Annotated in this window: 18 protein-coding genes and 1 tRNA gene; 11 read left to right on the top strand and 8 right to left on the bottom strand. The window is 70.3% G+C overall.

Annotation, left to right across the window (positions count from 1 at the left end; translation table 11 throughout):
* The first annotated feature begins 32 nt into the window (after nt 1-32).
* Both ACVN90_RS14150 and ACVN90_RS14145 read left to right on the top strand, forming a co-directional pair.
* Nucleotides 33-2,060 (top strand): DUF2207 domain-containing protein, encoded by a 2,028-nt coding sequence (locus ACVN90_RS14150; protein WP_475098859.1) that lies wholly within the window; start codon nt 33-35, stop codon nt 2,058-2,060.
* Nucleotides 2,061-2,085: 25 nt separating this feature from the next.
* Nucleotides 2,086-2,733 (top strand): thymidine kinase, encoded by a 648-nt coding sequence (locus tag ACVN90_RS14145; protein WP_475098858.1) that lies wholly within the window; start codon nt 2,086-2,088, stop codon nt 2,731-2,733.
* A 9-nt stretch (nt 2,734-2,742) separates the two neighbouring features.
* Here the strand turns inward: ACVN90_RS14145 and ACVN90_RS14140 are convergent, their stop codons facing one another.
* Entirely contained in the window at nt 2,743-3,573 is an 831-nt protein-coding gene (locus tag ACVN90_RS14140) for a DUF1295 domain-containing protein (RefSeq protein ID WP_475098857.1), read from the bottom strand.
* A 137-nt stretch (nt 3,574-3,710) separates the two neighbouring features.
* On the opposite strand from ACVN90_RS14140, the gene ACVN90_RS14135 reads away from it, so the two are divergent.
* Nucleotides 3,711-4,460: a FadR/GntR family transcriptional regulator gene (locus ACVN90_RS14135; protein WP_475098856.1), complete on the top strand. Its 750-nt coding sequence runs from the start codon at nt 3,711-3,713 to the stop codon at nt 4,458-4,460.
* An 18-nt stretch (nt 4,461-4,478) separates the two neighbouring features.
* Nucleotides 4,479-5,864 carry an alpha-hydroxy acid oxidase gene (locus tag ACVN90_RS14130; RefSeq protein ID WP_475098855.1) on the top strand — a complete coding sequence of 462 codons (1,386 nt, stop codon included), beginning with the start codon at nt 4,479-4,481 and terminating at the stop codon, nt 5,862-5,864.
* Between the two features lie 68 nt (nt 5,865-5,932).
* Here ACVN90_RS14130 and ACVN90_RS14125 read toward each other — a convergent pair whose 3' ends face one another.
* From ACVN90_RS14125 to ACVN90_RS14100, 6 genes are all read right to left on the bottom strand, one after another.
* A complete protein-coding gene (locus ACVN90_RS14125; protein WP_475098854.1) occupies nt 5,933-6,712 on the bottom strand; it encodes an HAD-IIB family hydrolase in 780 nt (259 codons plus the stop codon).
* Nucleotides 6,713-6,766: 54 nt separating this feature from the next.
* Nucleotides 6,767-6,840: transfer RNA gene (locus ACVN90_RS14120), tRNA-Pro, on the bottom strand.
* 18 nt (nt 6,841-6,858) lie between these two features.
* Complete coding sequence (locus ACVN90_RS14115) at nt 6,859-8,418, bottom strand: hypothetical protein (protein WP_475098853.1); 1,560 nt, start codon at nt 8,416-8,418, stop codon at nt 6,859-6,861.
* A 2-nt stretch (nt 8,419-8,420) separates the two neighbouring features.
* Nucleotides 8,421-8,675 carry a hypothetical protein gene (locus ACVN90_RS14110; RefSeq protein WP_475098852.1) on the bottom strand — a complete coding sequence of 85 codons (255 nt, stop codon included), beginning with the start codon at nt 8,673-8,675 and terminating at the stop codon, nt 8,421-8,423.
* Between the two features lie 107 nt (nt 8,676-8,782).
* Nucleotides 8,783-9,715: a metallophosphoesterase gene (locus ACVN90_RS14105; RefSeq protein WP_475098851.1), complete on the bottom strand. Its 933-nt coding sequence runs from the start codon at nt 9,713-9,715 to the stop codon at nt 8,783-8,785.
* Nucleotides 9,715-12,549, bottom strand: a complete 2,835-nt coding sequence (locus tag ACVN90_RS14100; RefSeq protein ID WP_475098850.1) for a transglycosylase domain-containing protein — start codon at nt 12,547-12,549, stop codon at nt 9,715-9,717. Before ACVN90_RS14100 ends, ACVN90_RS14105 begins: the two co-directional genes overlap by 1 nt.
* 109 nt (nt 12,550-12,658) lie before the next feature.
* Here ACVN90_RS14100 and ACVN90_RS14095 point away from each other — a divergent pair, with 109 nt between their 5' ends.
* Nucleotides 12,659-12,874, top strand: coding sequence for a DUF4177 domain-containing protein (locus tag ACVN90_RS14095; protein WP_116196108.1), 216 nt, complete (start codon nt 12,659-12,661; stop codon nt 12,872-12,874).
* A gap of 2 nt (nt 12,875-12,876) precedes the next feature.
* Nucleotides 12,877-13,344, top strand: coding sequence for a RidA family protein (locus tag ACVN90_RS14090; RefSeq protein WP_475098849.1), 468 nt, complete (start codon nt 12,877-12,879; stop codon nt 13,342-13,344).
* A gap of 75 nt (nt 13,345-13,419) precedes the next feature.
* Here ACVN90_RS14090 and acs read toward each other — a convergent pair whose 3' ends face one another.
* Entirely contained in the window at nt 13,420-15,411 is a 1,992-nt protein-coding gene (acs, locus tag ACVN90_RS14085; protein ID WP_475098848.1) for an acetate--CoA ligase, read from the bottom strand.
* Between the two features lie 423 nt (nt 15,412-15,834).
* Between acs and ACVN90_RS14080 the strand changes: the two genes are divergently transcribed.
* The 5 genes from ACVN90_RS14080 to ACVN90_RS14060 all read left to right on the top strand — a co-directional run bounded on the left by ACVN90_RS14080 (nt 15,835) and on the right by ACVN90_RS14060 (nt 19,180).
* Nucleotides 15,835-17,034 (top strand): TadA family conjugal transfer-associated ATPase, encoded by a 1,200-nt coding sequence (locus tag ACVN90_RS14080; RefSeq protein ID WP_475098847.1) that lies wholly within the window; start codon nt 15,835-15,837, stop codon nt 17,032-17,034.
* Entirely contained in the window at nt 17,019-18,140 is a 1,122-nt protein-coding gene (locus ACVN90_RS14075) for a type II secretion system F family protein (protein WP_475098846.1), read from the top strand. The genes ACVN90_RS14080 and ACVN90_RS14075 overlap by 16 nt, the downstream gene beginning before the upstream one ends.
* Before the next feature lie 104 nt (nt 18,141-18,244).
* Nucleotides 18,245-18,484 carry a DUF4244 domain-containing protein gene (locus tag ACVN90_RS14070; RefSeq protein WP_475098845.1) on the top strand — a complete coding sequence of 80 codons (240 nt, stop codon included), beginning with the start codon at nt 18,245-18,247 and terminating at the stop codon, nt 18,482-18,484.
* Nucleotides 18,484-18,816: a TadE family type IV pilus minor pilin gene (locus ACVN90_RS14065; protein WP_475098844.1), complete on the top strand. Its 333-nt coding sequence runs from the start codon at nt 18,484-18,486 to the stop codon at nt 18,814-18,816. Before ACVN90_RS14070 ends, ACVN90_RS14065 begins: the two co-directional genes overlap by 1 nt.
* A 46-nt stretch (nt 18,817-18,862) precedes the next feature.
* Nucleotides 18,863-19,180, top strand: a complete 318-nt coding sequence (locus tag ACVN90_RS14060; protein ID WP_475098843.1) for an Rv3654c family TadE-like protein — start codon at nt 18,863-18,865, stop codon at nt 19,178-19,180.
* The last annotated feature ends 4 nt before the right edge of the window (nt 19,181-19,184 follow it).

The following is a 19,184-nucleotide window of genomic DNA, read 5'->3' as shown; positions in this document are numbered from 1 at the left end:
GCGCGCGAGCCGCCCACCCCTAGGGTGGGTGCATGTCGGTGTCACGACGCGGATGGCGTCGCTGGGGGATCACCGCCGGGGTGCTCGTCGCGCTCGTCGTCGCGGGTGCGGTCACGTTCGGCGTCGCGGGTGCCTCCGCTGCGCCTGCGGCGATCGCGGCGCGGGGGAGCGAACGCCCGGCGGTCGTGAATGCGGTGGCCGCAGCATCCGTCGACGATTTCACGTTCGATTCGTTCCAGGCCGACTACTGGCTCGTGCGGGGGACAGGCGAGCGCAGCCGCCTGCTCACGACCGAGACGATCGTGGCGCGCTTCCCGGACTTCGACCAGAACAAGGGCATGGTGCGGGCGCTGCCTGTCGTCGACAGCGGCATCGACCTCGGAACCGTCGTCTACACGGTGACCGGCGCGGACGGCGCGGCGATCCCGTGGTGGACCGAGCGCGACGGCGACTGGATCTACGTGCTTACCGGCGACGATTCCTATGTGCACGGCGCGCAGGCCTACGTCATCACGTACGAGATGAGTGACGTGGTGCTGCGCTACGAAGACACCGCGGCCGACGAGTTCTACTGGGACACCGTCGGCACCGACCACGCGCAGCCGTTCGACGTCGTGACCGCCGACGTGCATGTGGCGACGGATGCTGCGGCCGGCCTCATCGACGGGCGCGCGTTCTGCTACACCGGGCCGAACGGGTCGACCGCGCAGTGCGGGATCGAGCGCGCGCCGGAACCGGAGTCGCTGCCCGACGGCGTTCAGGCGTGGGCGCAGGCTGCCGGCTCGACCGCGACGAGCGCAGTGGTGTTCACGGCGGAGGATGAGGGGATCGGCCCGGACGAGAACGTGACCGTGGCGCTCGGCTTCGAGCGGGGTACCTTCGCGGCACCGAGCCCGCCCCCGCCGCCCCCGTACCCGTGGTGGCTCTGGATCCTCCCGGCGCTCGCGCTGCTGTCGGGCATCGGCGGGCTGATCTTCGTGCTCGTGGTGAAGGCCGCTGCGCGCCGGAACCCCGACCGCTCGCCGGTGATCGTGCAGTACACGCCGCCCGACGACGAGTCGCTGACGCTGTCGGCCGGTGTGCTCGACGTTCCCGAGCGGGCGCTGGCGGCGCACGTCGTCGATCTCGCGGTGAAGGATGCCGTGGAGATCCGTGCGGCGGGGGACCGGCAGGATGCCGACGACTTCGAGGTCGTGCTGCGGGACACCGCCGGGCTCGACAGCGACGAGCGCCGCATCGTCGACACGCTGTTCGGACGCAAGGCCGAAGCCGGCGCCGACGTCGACCTCGGCGCGTTCGCCCGCAAGCCGCCGTCACGAGCCGTCACCTACGTGCGTCGGATCGACGAGTTCACGGTGCAGCGCGGGTATCGCAGCAAGCTCCCGGACGGGATCACGCTCGTGCGCGGCTTCCTGCAGTTCGCGGGACTGCCGCTGGCGATGCTGCTGATCTTCTTCGCCGACGGCGCGTTCGTCGTGCTCGACCCGCTCGGATCCCTCGGGAACCTGATCTACTTCGTGGCGCTGGGCAGCGCCTTCTTCGCGTTCATCGGGCTGCCGTTCTTCTCGCTCCCGAAGTCGGTGCTGACGGTCGCCGGCGGGATGCACAAGACGTATCTGGAGGGCATCCGCGAGTATCTGCGGCTGGCCGAGGAGGATCGCCTGCGCGCCGCGCAGTCGCCGCAGACGGCCGACCTCGTGTCGGCGGGGCGCCGTCCGTACGGCGACACGCCGGGCGCCGCGGGTGCGTCGGTCGTGAACCTCTACGAGCGGCTGCTGCCCTACGCGGTGCTGTTCGGCATGGAGCGCGAGTGGGTGAACGTCATCCGCGCGGCGGGAGCCGCCGAGGTCGCCTCGCAGGTCGCGCTGTTCGACGCCGTGACCTCGCGCTCGCTGTCCGACGCGTCGTCGTCGATCGGGCGCCTCGCCGCGACCCCGGTGTCGCGACCGGGATCCTCGTCGAGCTCGTCCTCGAGCTCGAGCTGGTCGTCCTCGGGCGGATCATCGGGCGGCGGGTTCTCGGGCGGGGGAGGCGGCGGGGGAGGCTTCGGCGGGCGCTGACGCGCCCACCGGCTACGCTCGATCCGTGGCCAAGCTCTACTTCCGCTACGGGGCGATGAACTCCGGCAAGTCGACGTCGCTCCTTCAGGCCGCGTACAACTACGAAGAGCGCGGGCAGCACGTGCTTCTCGCGAAGCCTGCCATCGACACCAAGGGCGCAGACCAGATCGACAGCCGACTCGGCGTCAAGCGCACCGTCGACTTCCTGGTGCGTCCCGACGACGACATCCGCGCGGTGTTCGCCGAGCACCGCGCGCGGGTCAAGGCGGAGGCGGCCGACACGCTCGTCCCCGAGTCCGACGAGCACGAGGTCGACGTCGCGTGCCTCCTCATCGACGAGGCGCAGTTCCTCACCCGCGCGCAGGTCGACGATCTGCTCCGCATCGTCGTCTTCGACGGCGTGCCGGTGCTCGCCTACGGCATCCGCACGGACTTCCAGACGCAGGCGTTCCCCGGATCGGCGCGCCTGCTCGAGCTCGCCCACAGCCTCGAAGAGCTCAAGACGATCTGCCGCTGCGGGCGCAAGGCACTGTTCAACGCCCGCCTCGTCGAGGGCCGCTTCGTCTTCGATGGCGACCAGGTCGCGATCGACGAGCTCACCGCTGATCGCGTCACGTACGAGTCGTTGTGCGCCGAGGACTACCTGCGCGCTTCCGGCGGCCGCCTCGAGTGACGGCGGCGCTCAGGCCGTCTCGGCTGCCCGCCCGCGCCGGCGGGGGAGTGGGACCAGCATCGACGTCGTGCGCTGGTACTCGCGGTAGGCCGGGTACTTCGAGCCCGAGATCGATTCGGTGAACACCGTGGAACCGATGAACAGCACCGTCAGCAGCGCTGCGCCGGCGATCGTCCAGTTCAGCCAGCTGCCGCCGTCGGCGACGAGCGCCGCCGCGCCGAGTGCGTAGAACGCCCACCACTGCGCCTGCTCGAAGAAGAAGTTCGGGTGCCGGCTGTAGGCGAAGAGCCCGGTCGTGACGAAGCCCGGTTCGAGCGTGCCGCCGGCGGACTTCTTGGCCTGGTGGAACGCCCACTGCTGCTGGTCTGCCACGGTCTCGCCGACCAGGAACGCGGCGAACAGCGCCGCGAACGCGGCATCCCATCCGGTGAACGGCACGGGATGCTGCCACGCGATGTACGCCGGAAGCGAGATGAGCACGAGCAGTGCGCTCTGGAAGAGCACGATGAAGAAGAAGTTGAACAGCTGGAACTGCCAGCGCGTCATGCGCCCGCGCAGGATCGCCCAGCGGTAATCCTCCATGCCGGTGTAGCCGCCCTTGCGCGCGAAGTTGAACGTCAGTCGCGCTCCCCACGCCGTGACGAGGATCGCCATCACGACCAGCCGCGTCGCGTCGACGCCTGCGATGAGCGCGGCGACGGCGAAGATCCACACGTAGATCACGGGCATGATCGACCACAGCCGGTCGATCCACGACGTCTCGTTCGTGATGAGCGAGGTGATCCAGCAGAACGCGGCAGCGACGCCTGCGACGATGAGGACGAGCAGGAGGGGGTCCATGGGGTCAGCGTAGTGGTCCGCGCGGACACGCGGAGTCATGCGGGTTGTCTGTGGTCCGACCACACGCTATCGTGGTCAGACCACACCGTGCCCTTCAAAGAGGGAGGGCGCCGGATCCGACATCGACGAGGAGATCCGTGGCAGGCACCCCGACTCCGCCCGCGCTCGCGCCCGCACGCGCGTGGCGCGTCGTGCTCGAGAAGATCGAGACCGACTTGCTCGACGGCGCCCTCCGGCCCGGCGACCGTCTCGCCCCCGAGCGTGAGCTCGCGGCCACCCTCGGAGTCGGGCGCTCCAGCGTCCGCGAGGCGCTGCGCGTCCTCGAGGTGATGGGACTCATCCGCACCGGCACCGGGTCAGGGCCGACCTCCGGGGCCATCATCATCGCGACGCCGCAGGGCGGCATGTCGGCGCTGCTGCGGCTGCAGGTCGCCGCACAGGGGTTCCCGTTCGATGACGTCGTCGCCACGCGGCTCGTGCTCGAGTCGGCAGTCGTCGACGCCCTCGCGGCCGACCCGGCGCGCTCGACCGCCCAGGCGCGCGAGGTGCTCGACGCGATGGACGCCGACGACCTCACCGCCCCCGAGTTCCTCGCCCTCGACGCCCAGCTGCACCTCGCCCTCGCCGAGGCCTCCGGCAACGTCGTCATCGCCGCGATGATGGCGGGCCTGCGCACCGCCATCGAGTCGTACGTGCAGGCGGGCGCGGCGGGCATCGCGGAATGGGATGCTGCCGCCGACCGCCTGCGCGATGAGCACCACGCGATCCTCGCGGCCGTCGACGCGGGAGACCCCGCGCTTGCCCGCACCCTCGTCCACGACCACATCGTCGGCTACTACGCAGCGGCGGGTCTCGCCCGCTCGACCGCCGCCCGCACCCAGATCTGACCCATCGGAGAGGTATTCATGGTCACCCGCCAGTTCCCCAACCCCAAAGAGCTCCTCGAGCTCATGCAGTTCAAGAAGCCCGAGCTCGACGGCAAGAAGCGCCGCCTCGAGTCGGCGCTGACGATCTACGACCTCCGTGACATCGCGAAGCGCCGGACGCCAAAGGCGGCCTTCGACTACACCGACGGCGCCGCCGAGGGCGAGCTGTCGCTCTCCCGCGCCCGTCAGGCGTTCGAGGACATCGAGTTCCACCCCGACGTGTTGCGGCCCGCCGAGAACGTCGACATGTCGACCGAGATCCTCGGTGGCCCGTCGGCGATGCCCTTCGGCATCGCGCCCACCGGCTTCACGCGCCTCATGCAGACCGAGGGCGAGGTCGCCGGTGCCGGCGCGGCCGGTGCCGCCGGCATCCCCTTCACGCTCTCGACGCTCGGCACGACGTCGATCGAGGGGGTCAAGGCCGCCAACCCGAACGGGCGCAACTGGTTCCAGCTGTACGTCATGCGCGACCGCGAGATCTCGTACGCCCTGGCCCGTCGCGCCGCCGAGGCCGGCTTCGACACGCTCCAGTTCACTGTCGACACTCCGGTCGCGGGCGCGCGACTGCGCGACAAGCGCAACGGGTTCTCGATCCCACCGCAGCTCACGCTCGGCACCATCGTCAACGCCATCCCGCGCCCGTGGTGGTGGTACGACTTCCTCACCACGCCGAAGCTCGAGTTCGCGTCGCTGTCGACGACCGGCGGCACGGTGGGCGAGCTGCTCAACTCGGCCATGGACCCGACCATCAGCTACGACGATCTCGCGATCATCCGCGAGATCTGGCCGGGCAAGATCGTGATCAAGGGTGTGCAGAACGTCGCCGACTCCAAGCGCCTCATCGACGCGGGCGTCGACGGGATCATCCTGTCGAACCACGGCGGCCGTCAGCTCGACCGCGCCCCCATCCCGTTCCGCCTCCTGCCCGAGGTCGTCCGCGAGGTCGGCAAGGACGCCACGGTCATGGTCGACACCGGCATCATGAACGGCGCCGACATCGTCGCCTCGATCGCACTCGGTGCCAAGTTCACGCTCATCGGCCGCGCGTACCTGTACGGCCTGATGGCCGGCGGACGCCAGGGCGTCGACCGCACGATCGCGATCCTGCGCAGCGAGATCGAGCGCACCATGAAGCTCCTCGGCGTCTCGTCCATCGCCGAACTCGAGCCGCGCCACGTCACGCAGCTGCAGCGGCTGGTTCCGGTGGCGGTGTCCGCACCCGCTGCCGAGGCGGCAGTGTCGGCCCCGCGCCCGCGCGCTGCTCGTGCCACGACGGCGTCGAGCGCCGCGAAGACGGATGCTGCAGCATCTCGTCCCGCGAAGGCCCCGGCCGCGAAGAGCACCGGCCCGCGCGCGAAGGCCTGATCCTTCGGTACGGAAGGCGAAGAGGGCGGATTCCGTGGGAATCCGCCCTCTTCGTGTGTCCGGACGCGTCAGACGCGGACGGGAAGAGTGGGGATGAGCTGCTCGAGGTAGACGACCGTGTCTTCCCAGCCGTCGACGGCCTGGCAGCGCACACCCATCGCGAGGACGGGGTAGTCGTTGCCGTCGGCGTCGAGGCGGTCGCCGACGAACAGCATGTCGTCGAGGGAGATGCCGGTCTGCTCGGCGAGCCGGCGCATGCCGTAGGCCTTGTCGATGCCCCGCTCGGTGATGTCGACCGAGGTCGAGCCGCCCGAGCGCACCTCGAGATCGGGCAGCAGCGCCGCGACGGCGGCGCGCAGGCTGTTCTTCTTCTCGCCCGTGGGGTCCCACGCCATCTTCGCCGGAACCGGGGCCTGCTGGCCCAGCGCCGAGAAGGTGATCTGGGATCCGCGGTCCTCGAGGATGTCGCCCCAGGTCTCGGATTCCCAGAGTCCGAGGCGGCGAGCCTCGCCTTCGACGGCCGAGAGCGCGCGGGACTTCTGATCGTCCGTGAGCGAGCGCTTGTAGACCGTGACGACCTCGTCTTCGGTGAGTCGGTAGTACTGCGTGCCGCAGGTGGGGAGCAGGTGCAGACGTGCCAGGGCGGCTGCGGAAGCCTCGGGAAGACGGTCGACGACCTGTGTCGTGAACTGCTGGAGCTGGCCGCCGGAGATGATCGCGACCTCTACGCGCTCGGCCAGCGCGATCAGCAGTTCGCCGATGCGCGGGTCGATCTGGCTCTTGGAGGGAGCGAGTGTGTCGTCGAGATCGAACGCGACGAGAAGGGGCGGGGTGGTGCTGTCGAGCATGGTGTCCGTCCTTTCATGCGAAAGGCTCCGCCTTGCGGCGGAGCCTCTCTGCTGTCGGGGTGACAGGATTTGAACCTGCGGCCTCTTCGTCCCGAACGAAGCGCGCTACCAAGCTGCGCCACACCCCGTTTTGCAACCCTCCGAGTCTAACCGATCGTCAGGGGTGCTGCTGACCACGGCCGACGCGAGGCGACGATCGTGGCGCCGAGGCTGATCAGCGCGATCGCGATGGCGGCCGGCGCGCGGAGGGCGGCAGCATCCGTTCCGGTCGCGGCCAGCTCTGCGGTGCGTGGCGCGGGCGGAGCCGGCGGTGCTTCGGCAGCCGGGGTGGGCGCGGGCGTCGGCGCCGGCGGAGGCGGCGCGATCACCGCGACCTGCGAGGGCTCGCCGAATCGCTCGGTCCACGCGTAGTCGGCGCCGGTGTGGGCGGTGACGGAGGGGAGCTGGTCACCGGCCCGGACGCTCCAGACGGCGGTGTAGTGGCCCGGCGCGGCCATCTCCCACGCGGACGTGACGGTATACGGCGCTGTCGGACCCGTCGCAGGGTCGGTCGTCAGCTGCAGCGAGCCGACGATGGCATCCTCGCCCGGAGCGGGGGAACCTGGGACAGGCGCGGTGTCGGTCCGGTACACGACGGCGCTCGCGGTGACCGGCAGGTACGAACCGTCGTCGGCGCGCGGCCACGAACCGTCGGCGGCGGTGAAAGTGACCGCATCGACGTACGGACCGCCATGCGCCTCGCTCGCTGCGACCTGCGTAGAGATGGCCGGTGCGAACGGAGGGATGCGCGGGGTGGCGTCCGCGCCCGCCACGTCGAACTGCACACGCCCCGCAGGGCCGGCGGTCTCCTGGCCGCCAGGGGTCGTGAAGTGCCGCACGGCGGAGGCGAGGCCGGCGTCGAAACGGCCGGTTCCGCTCACGGAGTACGGGCGTCCCTCGGTGGGCGGTGCGGCGCGGATGGCGTACGTCGAGCCGCCTGCAGCGTTCTCGAGCGTCGGCAAGCCCGACTCTGCGAAGACCGCGTTCGTCAGGGTGACGGTGCCTGTCGCCGGGGTCGTCGTGTCGACCCGGACCGACCCGGAGCGATGGTCAGCAGCATCCGTGGTGAAGACCAGACTTCCGCTCGCGGTCGCGACGCCGGGAACAGCGCGTGTGGCTTCGTCGTAGTACGCGACGGCCCGTTCCTGGACGGCGCGGTCATGCTGTGGCGAGAGCGCCGACATGGTCCAGTGGATCGCCCCGGCGAGTGAATCGCCGCGGTAGCCGAAGGCGTGCAGGGTCTCCTCGCGGTTCGCGATCGCCTTCACGGCCCACGCGACCGCGGCGGCCTGGACAGGGTCGTCCGTCTGGCCGTACGTCGTCACCAGAAGGTTGATCCCGGCGAGCTGCTGGGGTGAGAGGCCGGCCGCCGAGCCGCTGATTCCGTGGTCGGTGGTCTGCCCGGTCGGGGCGGGCGCTCCTGGGGTGATGCAGTAGGTGTGCACGCTGCCGACGAGCATCGAGCCGTGCCAGCCGTACGCGGAGATCGGCGCCCAGGTGCCGAACCCTGTGCCGCGCTCGGCGGCGTCGGCGCGGAACGGGTGGGCGATGTTCATCACGACGATGACCACGAAGAGCGGGATGAGGAACAGGTACGCGGGCAGGCGCCGAGCGCGCCCGTGGTAGACGTGACGGATCCGAGTTGCGGGGGAGTCGACGCGGGGCATTCTCACTCCGCGTCCTCGAGGAGAGGCATGAACGGAGCGTGGCGGCCGAAACCGCGAGACGGGGGCGCGTCGCCGCGATCGGCGTCGTCGGTGGCCGCCGGGGCGAATGGTGCGCAGGCGACCGCGATCACGAGGGCGATCAGAAGCGCGAGCAGGCGCAGGCGCACGGGCAACCCGGTGCCGTGAACTGCCGTCGTGGTGACGAGCGTGTTCTGGAACAGGTCGTCGGCGGGTCGATGGGAACGGGAAGCAGCCATGCATCGAGGATCGGTGCCACGCGCCGTCCGGTGGGGGCGTGCAGCAGGAACTGTGGACGACCGATCGCCGAGAGCGGTTGGGGAGGAGCCTAAGGGGCCCGCTGCCGCTACGCCCTCGGAACGAGGGTGAGGAGCGATGCCTCGGGACGGCAGGCGAAGCGCACCGGGGCGTAGATCGAATGGCCGAGACCGGCGCTGACGTTGAGTGGCACCGACCGCCCGTCGTGCTTCCACGCGCTCAGGCCGCGGGCCTGGCGCAGCGGGATGTCGCAGTTCGCGACGAGCGCGCCGAAGCCGGGGACGCGGACCTGTCCGCCGTGCGTGTGGCCGCCGAAGATCGCGTCGGCGCCCAGGTCGACGAAGTCGTCGAGCACTCGGCGATAAGGTGCGTGGGTGACGCCGAGGGAGAGGTCGGCGGGCTGCTCGGCACGGAGCGCGGCGAGCGGCTCCGGGAGCGCCTCGGGGCGGTCCCAGTGGCGATGAGCGTCGCTCACCCCGAAGGCGGCGATGCGCAGGCCCGCAGCATCCAGCGATCCGACCTTGTTGTTGAGGTCGAGCCAGCCGAGTTCGCGGGTGAGATAGTCGTCGAGCGCCTCGGTGTCGAGCGGTTCCGCGGTGTGCTTCACCTTCGACGGACCGGTGAAGTAGCGGAACGGGTTGCGAGGCGAGGGCGCCGCGTGGTCGTTCGAGCCGTGGACGAACACGCCGGGCACGCCGCGCAGCGGATCGAACGCGCGGCGCAGTCCCTGGAGGCCGTTGAAGTGGCCCATGTTGTCGCCGGTGTTGATGACCAGGTCGGGCTGGAGCTCGGCGAGTGCGGCGATCCACTCCTGCTTGCGGTGCTGCCACGGGGCCATGTGCGCGTCCGAGAGGTGGAGCACACGGATCGCCGGGGCGCCCACCGGGAGCACCGGGACCTCATGGAAGCGGACCGTGAAGAGATAGCGCTCGATGCCGACGCCCCAGATCGCGGCGCCCGCGCCGACCGCCCCCACCGTGCCGAGCACGGTGAGGGCGGTGCGAGTCGGTTTCGAGGGCACTAGCCGTTGCCGCCGCCGCTGCCGGGACCGCGGCCGCCTCCGCCGGCGCAGATCGCTGCCGCGTAGTCGACCGCGATCGACGTGTTGCGGTTCACGACCGAGCCGGCGGCCGGGTTCGTCGCGCCGGCCTTGGTCTGCGCGCCCAGGCTGGCATCGGCGGTGCAGGTGCCGTCTCCGACGTTGCCGAAGCCGGCGCTGCGCAGCGCCCTCTTCGCGTCGTCGAGTGTGCTTCCCGCGACGTTGGGCACAGCGATGCCCTCGCCGTTGCTCGGGCTGATCGTGACTGTGCTCCCGCCCGCGACCTTGCCCGGGCCGGGGTTCTGCGCCGCGATGAGGCCCGCAGGTTGGTCGGAGTCGACCGGCCCGCCGACCTCGACGGTGAAGCCCGCATCGGTCAGGATCTTGGTGGCCTCGTCGACCGACTTGCCGACGACATTCGGGAGGTCGGTGAGCTGGACCTTCGTCAGCTCGTTGTCGGGAGCGGCGAACCTGTCACCGCCGTAGATGTCGTTCGCCACGCCCTGGATTGCCCGCGTGATCGGGAAACGGATCTGGTTCAGGCGGTTGCCGTTGTAGGACGTCTTCGTGATGTCACCACCACCCTGCACGTTGCCGACCCACGTCGCCGTGGCCACCTTCGTGCTCGACTCGACCATCCACGTCGTGATCTCTTCGTGCGTACCGGTCTTGCCGATGAGCGGGATCCCGTCGCCGGGGTTGCCGCCGGTGCCGGTTCCGCCGCTGTTCATGACGCCCTGCAGCGCGAAGGCCGCGGTCGCCGCGACGTTCGGCGCGATGACCTGGGTGCACGTGCGCGCGGGCTTCGCCATCTCATTGCCGTCGGAGTCCGTCACGCGGTCGATCGCCTGCGGCTGGCAGTAGATGCCGTTGTTCGCGACTGTCGCGTAGGCCTCGGCCATCGCCATGGGGGAGACGAAGTTCGTGCCGATGATGGAGTTCAGGTTGTCCATCGCGACCTCGGCGCCGTTCCCCTGTGTCACGCCCATACGCGTGGCGACGTTCTTGATGTCGCAGAGGTCGAGCTTCTCAGCCATCGCGAAGAAGCCGGTGTTCAGCGAGTCCTTCGTGAAGCGCATGGGTGTGCCCATGTAGCCTCCATTGCCACCGAAGTTCTTGATGAGCGTCTTCGAGGTGTTGACCCAATCGGCAGGGCCACCTGTCTCGCTGTTGCAGCTGTTCTTCAGCCGCGGGAAGACGTGCAGCGTGCCGTTCAGCGTCTGATTGACCGAGTTCCCCTTCTCGAGCCAATCGATCAAGGTGAACAGCTTGAAGGTCGAGCCGGCAGGGAACCCTGAGGAGTTGCCGAACTTGCTGTCCCCTGCGAACACGAGCGACGAGAAGTTCGGGTCAGGCGCGAGCGAGGCGTCCTCGCTGAACTTCGTGTTCTGGGCGATCGCGAGGACGCGGCCCGTCGTCGCTTCGATGCTGACAGAGCTGGCGCCGAATCGCCCGGGCGACGGCGTGGTGCGCCCGATCGGCATGTCGGCCGAGGTCGGCGCGTACTTGGTCATCGCGTCCTGCGCCGCCGCCTGAACGCGGGTGTCGAGCGTGGTGTAGACGTTGAGCCCGCCTCGCTGCAGCAGCGCCTGGCGCTCCTCGAAAGTCTCCCCGAACGCCTCGTCCTTGAGGATGACGTCCTTCACGTACTGGCAGAAGTACGCAGCGCCGCCGGCCGCCTGGCAGCCCGTGGTCGGTTCGACGACGTCCGGCGTGATGGGCCAGACGGCCGCTTCCACGTACTGCTCGCGCGTGATCTTGCCGTCATCGAGCATGCGGCTGAGAACGTAGAGCTGGCGCACCTTCGTCGAGGTGTACCCGTCGGCCGCGGCGAGCTTCTGCTCCTCAGTGATCTCGCCCGACGCCACCAGCGCGTCGAGTGCGCCGAGCTTGGCGCCTTCATCGATGACCCCGTCGGGTGCCTTGTTGAAGGTCGCGCCGTCGGCGCCGAAGATGGAGCCGCCCGGCCGGTCGATGCGGTAGTTGTTCGGGTTCTGCACCATGCCGGCGAGAGTCGCCGCCTGCGCGACCGTGAGGTTCGCGGCGGTGGTGCGGAAGTAGTGGCGTGCCGCGGCCTCGATGCCGTACGTGATGCCACCGAAGTTGGCGATGTTCATGTACCCGAGCAGGATGTCGTTCTTCGAGTACTTCTGCTCGAGTGCGATCGCGTACCGCATCTCCTGCAGCTTGCGGGTGTAGCCCTCCGAGCCCTTGGCAGTCGTGGCGTCCGTCCAGCAGTTCAGCAGCACCTGCGAGCGCGAGATGATCTTCGGGTTGCCGTTCTCGTCGAGGACGGCCTCGCCCTTGTCGTCGAGCTCCGGGGTGTCGGTCGCTTCCTGCTCGCATTTCTGGATCAGCACGTTCTTGACGTACTGCTGGCTGATCGACGACCCACCCTGGGTCTCGCCGCCGCCTTGCGCGTTCGACAGAAGAGCGCGGGTCGTGCCGATGAGGTCGACGCCGCCGTGCTGGTAATAGCGCGGGTCCTCACTGGAGAGGAGGGCGTCGTACATCACCGGGTTGATCTGATCGAAGTTGACCGGCGTGCGGTCCTGCTCGAGGAACTGTGTCAGCAGCACGGGCTGCTGGGTTTCGGGATCCGTGGCGTAGAAGTTGCTCGGAAGCATGAGCTTGTCGATCTCGAGGACGCTCGGGAGATTGTCGAACATCGTGATCGCGCGCTCGGCCGCGGTGCTCGTGAGTGCGACCGCGGGGGTGACGGTCGCCGCAATGAGGACACCGGCTGCGGCACTGAGGCCGACGAGCCCGGCGAGTCCGCCGAGCACACCGGTGGCCGTGCGTTTGGTATCAGGCATAGGGTTGATCGTAAGGGAGATACCTGGGCGATCCATCAAGGACGCTCAGCTAACCGGGGTGTTTCCCAGCCTTCACCAGCCGTCCTTTCCGCACACTCGAGGAGTCGCGATGACGACGTGGGAGTACCTCACCACGCCCCTTCTGATCCACAACACCGCAGCGATCCTCAACAATTGGGGCAAGCAGGGCTGGGAGCTCGTGCAGATCGTGCAGGGTCCCGAGGGCGGCCTCGTCGCCTACTTCAAGCGACCGTCCGGCGGCGGCCAGCAGAACGCGGGACTGGATGCCGCGGCCCAGGCCGCCAAGCAGTTCGAGGAGGCGTGACCATGAGCGTGAGCGCCCGTCTCGCCGAGCTCGGCATCGATCTTCCTGACGTCGTCCCGCCCGTCGCGGCGTATGTGCCCGCGAAGGCGCACGGCGACCTCGTCTACACCGCCGGCCAGCTGCCGATGATCTCGGGTGCTCTGCCCGCGACCGGCAAGGTCGGCGAGGGCCACGGACTCGTGCCCGCGTCCGACGCGAAGTCCTACGCGCGCCAGAGCGCCCTCAACGCCATCGCGGCCGCTGCGGCTGCCGTCGGCGGGGTGGACCGCCTCACCGGCGTCCTCAAGGTCACCGGGTTCGTCGCATCCGTTCCCGAGTTCACCGGCCAGCCCGGTGTCATCAACGGCGCGAGCGAACTGCTCGGCGAGGTCTTCGGCGACGCCGGCAAGCACGCCCGCTCGGCCGTCGGCGTCCCGGTGCTGCCGCTGGACGCCCCGGTCGAGGTCGAGGTCGTCTTCTCGTACGCATAACTGCGCGACGCGAGTCACGAACGACAGAGAGCGGATGCTGCAGCCCTGGGCTGCAGCATCCGCTCTTCTCGTTCGTTACTTGACCTGCGCGGAGATCACCGACATGACGGCGGTGTCGGCGAGGGTCGTCGTGTCGCCGACCTCGCGGCCCTCGGCGACGTCGCGCAGCAGTCGGCGCATGATCTTGCCGGAGCGGGTCTTGGGCAGCTCGCCCACGATGTAGACGTCGCGGGGGCGCGCGATCGGGCCGATCTGCTCGCCGACCCACAGGCGCAGGTTCTGCGCGAGTCCGTCGGGGGAGTGGGCCGACAGGTACGACTGCTTGATGATGACGAACGCCACGACGGCTTGGCCCGTGGTCTCGTCCGAGGCGCCGACGACGGCCGCCTCGGCGACAGCCTCGTTGCCGACCAGCGCCGACTCGATCTCGGTGGTCGACAGGCGGTGCCCGGAGACGTTCATGACGTCGTCGACACGGCCGAGGAACCACACGTCGCCGTCGTCGTCGAGGCGGGCGCCGTCGCCGGCGAAGTAGAAGCCCTGCTTCTGGAACTTCTCCCAGTAGGTCTCGACGAAGCGCTCGGGGTCGCCCCAGATGCCGCGGAGCATCGACGGCCAGGGCTCGGTGATGACGAGGAGGCCGCCGTTGCCGTTGCCGACGTGGGTGCCGTCCTCGTCGACGACGTCGATCGAGATGCCGGGGAGCGGCACCTGCGCCGAACCGGGCTTGGTCTCAGTGACGCCCGGAAGTGCCGACACCATGATCGCGCCGGTCTCGGTCTGCCACCACGTGTCGACGATCGGCGCGGTCTTGCCGCCGATGATCTTGCGGTACCACATCCACGCCTCGGGGTTGATGGGCTCGCCCACCGAACCGAGCAGGCGCAGGGTCGACAGGTCGAACTGCTTCGGGATCGCGCGGCCGAGCTTCATGAAGGAGCGGATCGCCGTGGGCGCCGTGTAGAGCACGGTGACGCCGTACTTCTGCACGATCTCCCACCAGCGGCCGGGGTGCGGGGCATCCGGGGTCCCCTCATACATCACCTGGGTCGCGCCGTTCGCGAGCGGGCCGTACGTGACGTAGCTGTGGCCGGTGATCCAACCGATGTCGGCGGTGCACCAGAACACGTCAGTCTCGGGGTGGATGTCGTGGACGACCTTGTTCGTGAACGTCGCCTGGGTGAGGTAGCCGCCCGAGGTGTGCAGGATGCCCTTGGGCTTCCCGGTGGTGCCCGACGTGTAGAGGATGAAGAGCGGGTTCTCGGCGGGGAACGCCTGCGCCTCGTGCTCGGCGGACGCCGCGGGAACGACGTCGTGCCACCACAGATCGCGACCCTCGGCCCAGTCGACCTCGTTCTCGCCGCGCTTGACGACGAGCACGTGCTCGACGGTCTCCTGCACCCCGGTGCCGCGGTCGCCGAGCGCCATGTCGACGGCCGGCTTGAGCGGAGAGACCTTGCCCTTGCGGTAGCCGCCGTCGGCGGTGATGACGAGCTTGGCGCCGGCGTCGTCGATGCGGGCGCGCAGGCTGTCGGCCGAGAAGCCGCCGAACACGACGGAGTGGATGGCACCGATGCGCGCGACGGCGAGCATCGAGGCGACGGCCTCGGGGATCATCGGCAGGTAGATCGCGACGCGGTCACCCTGGCCGATGCCCAGGCCCTCGAGCACGTTGGCGAGGCGCTTGACCTCCTCGGTGAGCTCGGCGTAGGTGACGCGGCGCTCGTCGCCGGGCTCGCCCTCCCACAGCAGCGCGACGCGGTCGCCGTTGCCGGCCTCGACGTGACGGTCGAGGCAGTTGTATGCGACGTTCAGCTCGCCGTCGGCGAACCACTGCGCGAACGGCGGGTTCGACCAGTCGAGCACCTCGGTGAACGGCTTGTGCCAGTGGAGGTCGCGGGCCTGGTCGGCCCAGAAGCCGAGCCGGTCGGCCTTGGCCTCTTCATACAGTTCTGCCGTCGCGATCGCGTTGTCGGCGAACTCGGCGGTGGGCGCGAAGCGCCGATCCTCGTTCAGCAGGTGGTCGATCTGGCTGCTGGCTTGCGTGACAGGGGTCTGTTCGCTCATGGGAGCGCGCTCCTTTGCGGGCTGGGTCGAGGCCGAAGGGTGTCGGCGAGTCTGCCAGGAAATGTACCCACCGCCGCCGGAACCGACTACCCCCGATAGTAGGTGGCGCCGCATACATCGATCCGGACCGATATATCAGTGAGAATCCTCTCCTTTTCGTTTTGTGAGGACCCTTGCCTCGCATATGCTGACCGTTGGCCGAACATCGATTCTGGCATTGCGGCACCCGACGTCACCCCCCGAATTCGGGGCCGCGCTTGGCGGCATCCCATTCCCCCCATGGGATGCCGCCTCTATTTGTTGGGAGCGGTTTCGCGGCCGTGCGCGTGCGGCGGCTCCTCCCCAGCGGCAGTCTCCGCCGAGCTCTCCACCGATGACCTCGGTTGGCGGTTGGCGGCGACAGCATCTTCGTAGCGTCGGAGCATGTCCGCACCCTTCGTCGTCCGTCCCCGCCACGGGGCTGCGGGCGCGCCTGGTGGGAGGGGGCGATGGGATGCTGCGGGCCGGCCCGCATCTGTGGCCGCGACTGTGCCCGTCCCGCAGTCGGCGGCCGTTCGGCCCGCCAGTGCGCCCGCCGCGCCGGCGGAATCCGTCGGAGCATGGGTGCCGCGTCGGGTCGACGCTGCCGAGGTCGCGTCGCCAGGACCGGTGACGGGGCGCGTGCCCGCGCGAGTGCCGGTGGAGCGGCATCCGGCCCTCGCGCCGTTCTCGGCCTACCTCGACGATCCGCAGGTCACGGACCTGTTCGTCAACGGTGCGGCGGGCCTGTTCGTGGATCGCGGCGCCGGAGTACGACCGGCCCGTGAGTGGCGCGCCACTGACGAAGAGGTGCGCGATCTGGCCGTCGCGCTCATCGGGCTCGGCGGGAGACACATCGATGACGCCTCACCGTGCGTCGACGTGCGTCTGGAGGGCGGCATCCGCGTGCACGCCGTCCTTCCGCCGATCGCACCGGAGGGCACGGTCCTGTCGATCCGTGTGCCGCGCCTCGGCGCTGCGACGCTCGACGATCTTCAGCAGACCGGCATGTTCGACCAGGCCGCGCGCCGCCGGCTGGACGAGGCGATCGCGGGTCGAACGAACCTGCTCGTCTCCGGCGCCGCCGGCGCCGGCAAGACGACGCTGCTCGCGGCGCTCCTCGCGGCGGCGCCCGCACACGAGCGGATCGTCACGATCGAGGACGTCGCGGAGCTGCGCATCGCGCACCCGCACCATGTCCGCCTCGAGGCGCGTCAGCCCAACATCGAAGGCACCGGCGGCGTGGGGCTCGCACGGCTGGTTCGGGAGGCGTTGCGGATGCGGCCCGACCGGCTGGTCGTCGGCGAGTGCCGCGGCGACGAGGTGCGCGAACTGCTGTCGGCCCTGAACACCGGCCACGACGGCGGCGCCGGCACCGTCCATGCGAACGGACTGCACGACGTGCCGGCCCGGCTCGAGGCGCTCGGTGCACCCGCCGGACTCGACGACCGCGCGCTCGCTCGCCAGGCGGCCAGCGCGATCGGGCTCGTCGTGCACGTGGAGCGGGGCGCGGACGGCTCGCGACGCATCGCCGGGGCCGGTCGCCCGGTCGTCGATGGCGACGGGCGTCTCGCTATCGAGGAGGAGCGATGGGACTCTCGCTGACGCGGGGCGCGAGCGCGGGGAGCATCCAGCGGCCGGTCGGAGCTTCGTCGTCCTCCCGCGCGCCGGGATCGTCCCGGTTGCGGGCGTCCCGGTTGCGGGCGTCCCTGTTCCGGGCGTCCCGGTTCGGGGTGTCGGCGCGGACCCCCGCCTCGGCGGCCGACGTCGCCGAGACCGTGCTGCGGCTCGCGGTGCTGCTGCAGGCCGGGGTCGCGCCGGCCCGCGCCTGGGAGCATCTCGCCCGCGCCGGGGACCCTGCGGCTCAGCACGTCGCCTCGGCGATCGGACGGGGGATGCCGATGCACGAGGCGGTCGCGACCGCCGGGGCGGGCGCCTGGCGCGAGGTCGGTGTCGCGTGCCAGGTCGCGCTGATCGTCGGCGCGCCGCTCGCCGAGTGCCTGCGCGGACTCGCCGCCGCGCTGCGTGACGCGCAGGAAGCGGCCGACGACGTGCGGGTGGCCCTCGCCGAGCCCGCCGGAACGGCCCGGCTCATGAGCTGGCTTCCGCTCGTCGCGGTGGGGCTGGGCGCAGCGCTCGGGTTCGACACGTTCGGCACCCTGTTCGCGAACCCGCTCGGTCTGGCCTGCCTCGCGGGCGGTGCGGTGCTCATCCTCGCCGCCCACCGGTGGACGAAGCGACTCGTGCGCGCCGCCGCCACGTCGGAGGATGCGCCAGGTCTCGATGCGGAGCTGATCGCCATCGCACTGAGCGGCGGGGTCTCCATCGATCGAGCCCGGACGGTCGTGCGGGAGGCGCGGCGAGTGGGGGCGCCGAGGGACAGCGCGGGCAAGAGTGCCGACGCCGCCTCCACCCCGGTCGCCGCTGGCGGCGCCGCACCGGACGCAGAACGAAAAGGAACCGGCGGATCGGACGACGTGGACGACGTGCTCGCGCTGTCGCGGACAGCGGGCGTGCCCGCCGTCGAGCTTCTGCGGGCCACTGCGGCTCACGCCCGCCATCGCGCCCGCGTCGACGCCCGCCTGCGCGCCGCGCGCCTCTCGTCGCGGCTGCTCCTTCCGCTGGGGGTGTGCACGCTGCCGGCCTTCCTTCTCCTCGGCGTCGCGCCCATGCTGCTCAGCGTCATGTCGACGATGTCGGTCTCGCTGTGATGCCCCCGGCACGCGACAGGCGCGACATCCACGCCCGCGACCGGAATCAGCCATCCCTGTCCGCGCCCCAGATCGTGCCCGACACCCATCGAACGGAGAACCCCATGTCCCTGTCCCGAACCGACCGAGTCGTGCCCCTTCTCACGCGCCGCCGGGCCGAACGCCTGTTCGCGCCGCGCGAGGACCGCACGTGGGCTGACGACACCGGAGCCGCGACCGCCGAGTACGCCATCGCGACGATGGCCGCCGTGGCCTTCGCCGGCCTCCTCGTCGTCATCATGCGGTCCGACGAGGTGCGCACGATCCTGACCGATCTCGTACGACGCGCGCTCACGGTGGCGTGATGCGCCCGCGGCTGGGCGACGACCGCGGTGCGGTCGTCGCCGAGTTCGCGGTCGCGCTCCCGGCCGTGGTCCTCGTGCTGGTCCTCGGTGTGGGAGTGCTCGCCGGGGCGTCCCGGCAGGTGCGGCTGCAGGATGCGGTGGCGGATGCTGCGCGCCTGAGCGCTCGCGGCGAGTCTGACGAGCGCGTGAAGAATGCCGTCGCGACGACGGTGGCGGAAGCATCCGTCGAGATCACCTCCCGAGGAGATCTCGTGTGCGTGTCGGCATCCGCGCCCGCGCTGTTCGGGGTGCGTGTGACCGCCGACGGCTGCGCGTTGGCGGGTGGGCTGTGAGCGTATCGAGTCACACCGTGGCGCCGCCGGCCAGAGGGTCGGGCTGATGGCGGGGACGATGGCGGCGGTCGGGATCCTCTCCGCCGCCGCCGTGCTCGCGGCGGGGCTCGCCGGCGCCGGCGCTGCGGCGGTCGCGAGCCAGCGATTGGCCTCGGCGGCCGACGCCGGGGCGCTCGCCGCGGCGGACGCGGCATCGGGCGCGATTCCCGGTGTCCCGTGCGATCGTGCGGCCGAGGTCGCGGGCGCATTCGGAGCCGTCGTCGAGTCGTGCGAGCTCGACGAGCTGATCGCGACGATCACCGTCTCGATGCGCCTCGGACCGGTCTCCGCGCGGGCGTCCGCCCGGGCCGGCCCGCCGGCCTGATCCG

It is taken from the genome of Microbacterium sp. F01, assembly GCF_056156365.1.
This window is presented reverse-complemented; position numbering and strand designations above follow the sequence as displayed.

What these genes read in the sequence shown, in the direction of transcription:
- ACVN90_RS14150 (WP_475098859.1), top strand. Translation starts at nt 33, where the DNA reads ATGTCGGTGTCACGACGCGGATGGCGTCGCTGGGGGATCACCGCCGGG.
- ACVN90_RS14140 (WP_475098857.1), bottom strand. Translation starts at nt 3,573, where the DNA reads ATGGACCCCCTCCTGCTCGTCCTCATCGTCGCAGGCGTCGCTGCCGCG.
- ACVN90_RS14130 (WP_475098855.1), top strand. Translation starts at nt 4,479, where the DNA reads ATGGTCACCCGCCAGTTCCCCAACCCCAAAGAGCTCCTCGAGCTCATG.
- ACVN90_RS14125 (WP_475098854.1), bottom strand. Translation starts at nt 6,712, where the DNA reads ATGCTCGACAGCACCACCCCGCCCCTTCTCGTCGCGTTCGATCTCGAC.
- ACVN90_RS14115 (WP_475098853.1), bottom strand. Translation starts at nt 8,418, where the DNA reads ATGCCCCGCGTCGACTCCCCCGCAACTCGGATCCGTCACGTCTACCAC.
- ACVN90_RS14110 (WP_475098852.1), bottom strand. Translation starts at nt 8,675, where the DNA reads ATGGCTGCTTCCCGTTCCCATCGACCCGCCGACGACCTGTTCCAGAAC.
- ACVN90_RS14100 (WP_475098850.1), bottom strand. Translation starts at nt 12,549, where the DNA reads ATGCCTGATACCAAACGCACGGCCACCGGTGTGCTCGGCGGACTCGCC.
- ACVN90_RS14095 (WP_116196108.1), top strand. Translation starts at nt 12,659, where the DNA reads ATGACGACGTGGGAGTACCTCACCACGCCCCTTCTGATCCACAACACC.
- ACVN90_RS14090 (WP_475098849.1), top strand. Translation starts at nt 12,877, where the DNA reads ATGAGCGTGAGCGCCCGTCTCGCCGAGCTCGGCATCGATCTTCCTGAC.
- acs (WP_475098848.1), bottom strand. Translation starts at nt 15,411, where the DNA reads ATGAGCGAACAGACCCCTGTCACGCAAGCCAGCAGCCAGATCGACCAC.
- ACVN90_RS14080 (WP_475098847.1), top strand. Translation starts at nt 15,835, where the DNA reads ATGTCCGCACCCTTCGTCGTCCGTCCCCGCCACGGGGCTGCGGGCGCG.
- ACVN90_RS14075 (WP_475098846.1), top strand. Translation starts at nt 17,019, where the DNA reads ATGGGACTCTCGCTGACGCGGGGCGCGAGCGCGGGGAGCATCCAGCGG.
- ACVN90_RS14070 (WP_475098845.1), top strand. Translation starts at nt 18,245, where the DNA reads ATGTCCCTGTCCCGAACCGACCGAGTCGTGCCCCTTCTCACGCGCCGC.
- ACVN90_RS14065 (WP_475098844.1), top strand. Translation starts at nt 18,484, where the DNA reads ATGCGCCCGCGGCTGGGCGACGACCGCGGTGCGGTCGTCGCCGAGTTC.
- ACVN90_RS14060 (WP_475098843.1), top strand. Translation starts at nt 18,863, where the DNA reads ATGGCGGGGACGATGGCGGCGGTCGGGATCCTCTCCGCCGCCGCCGTG.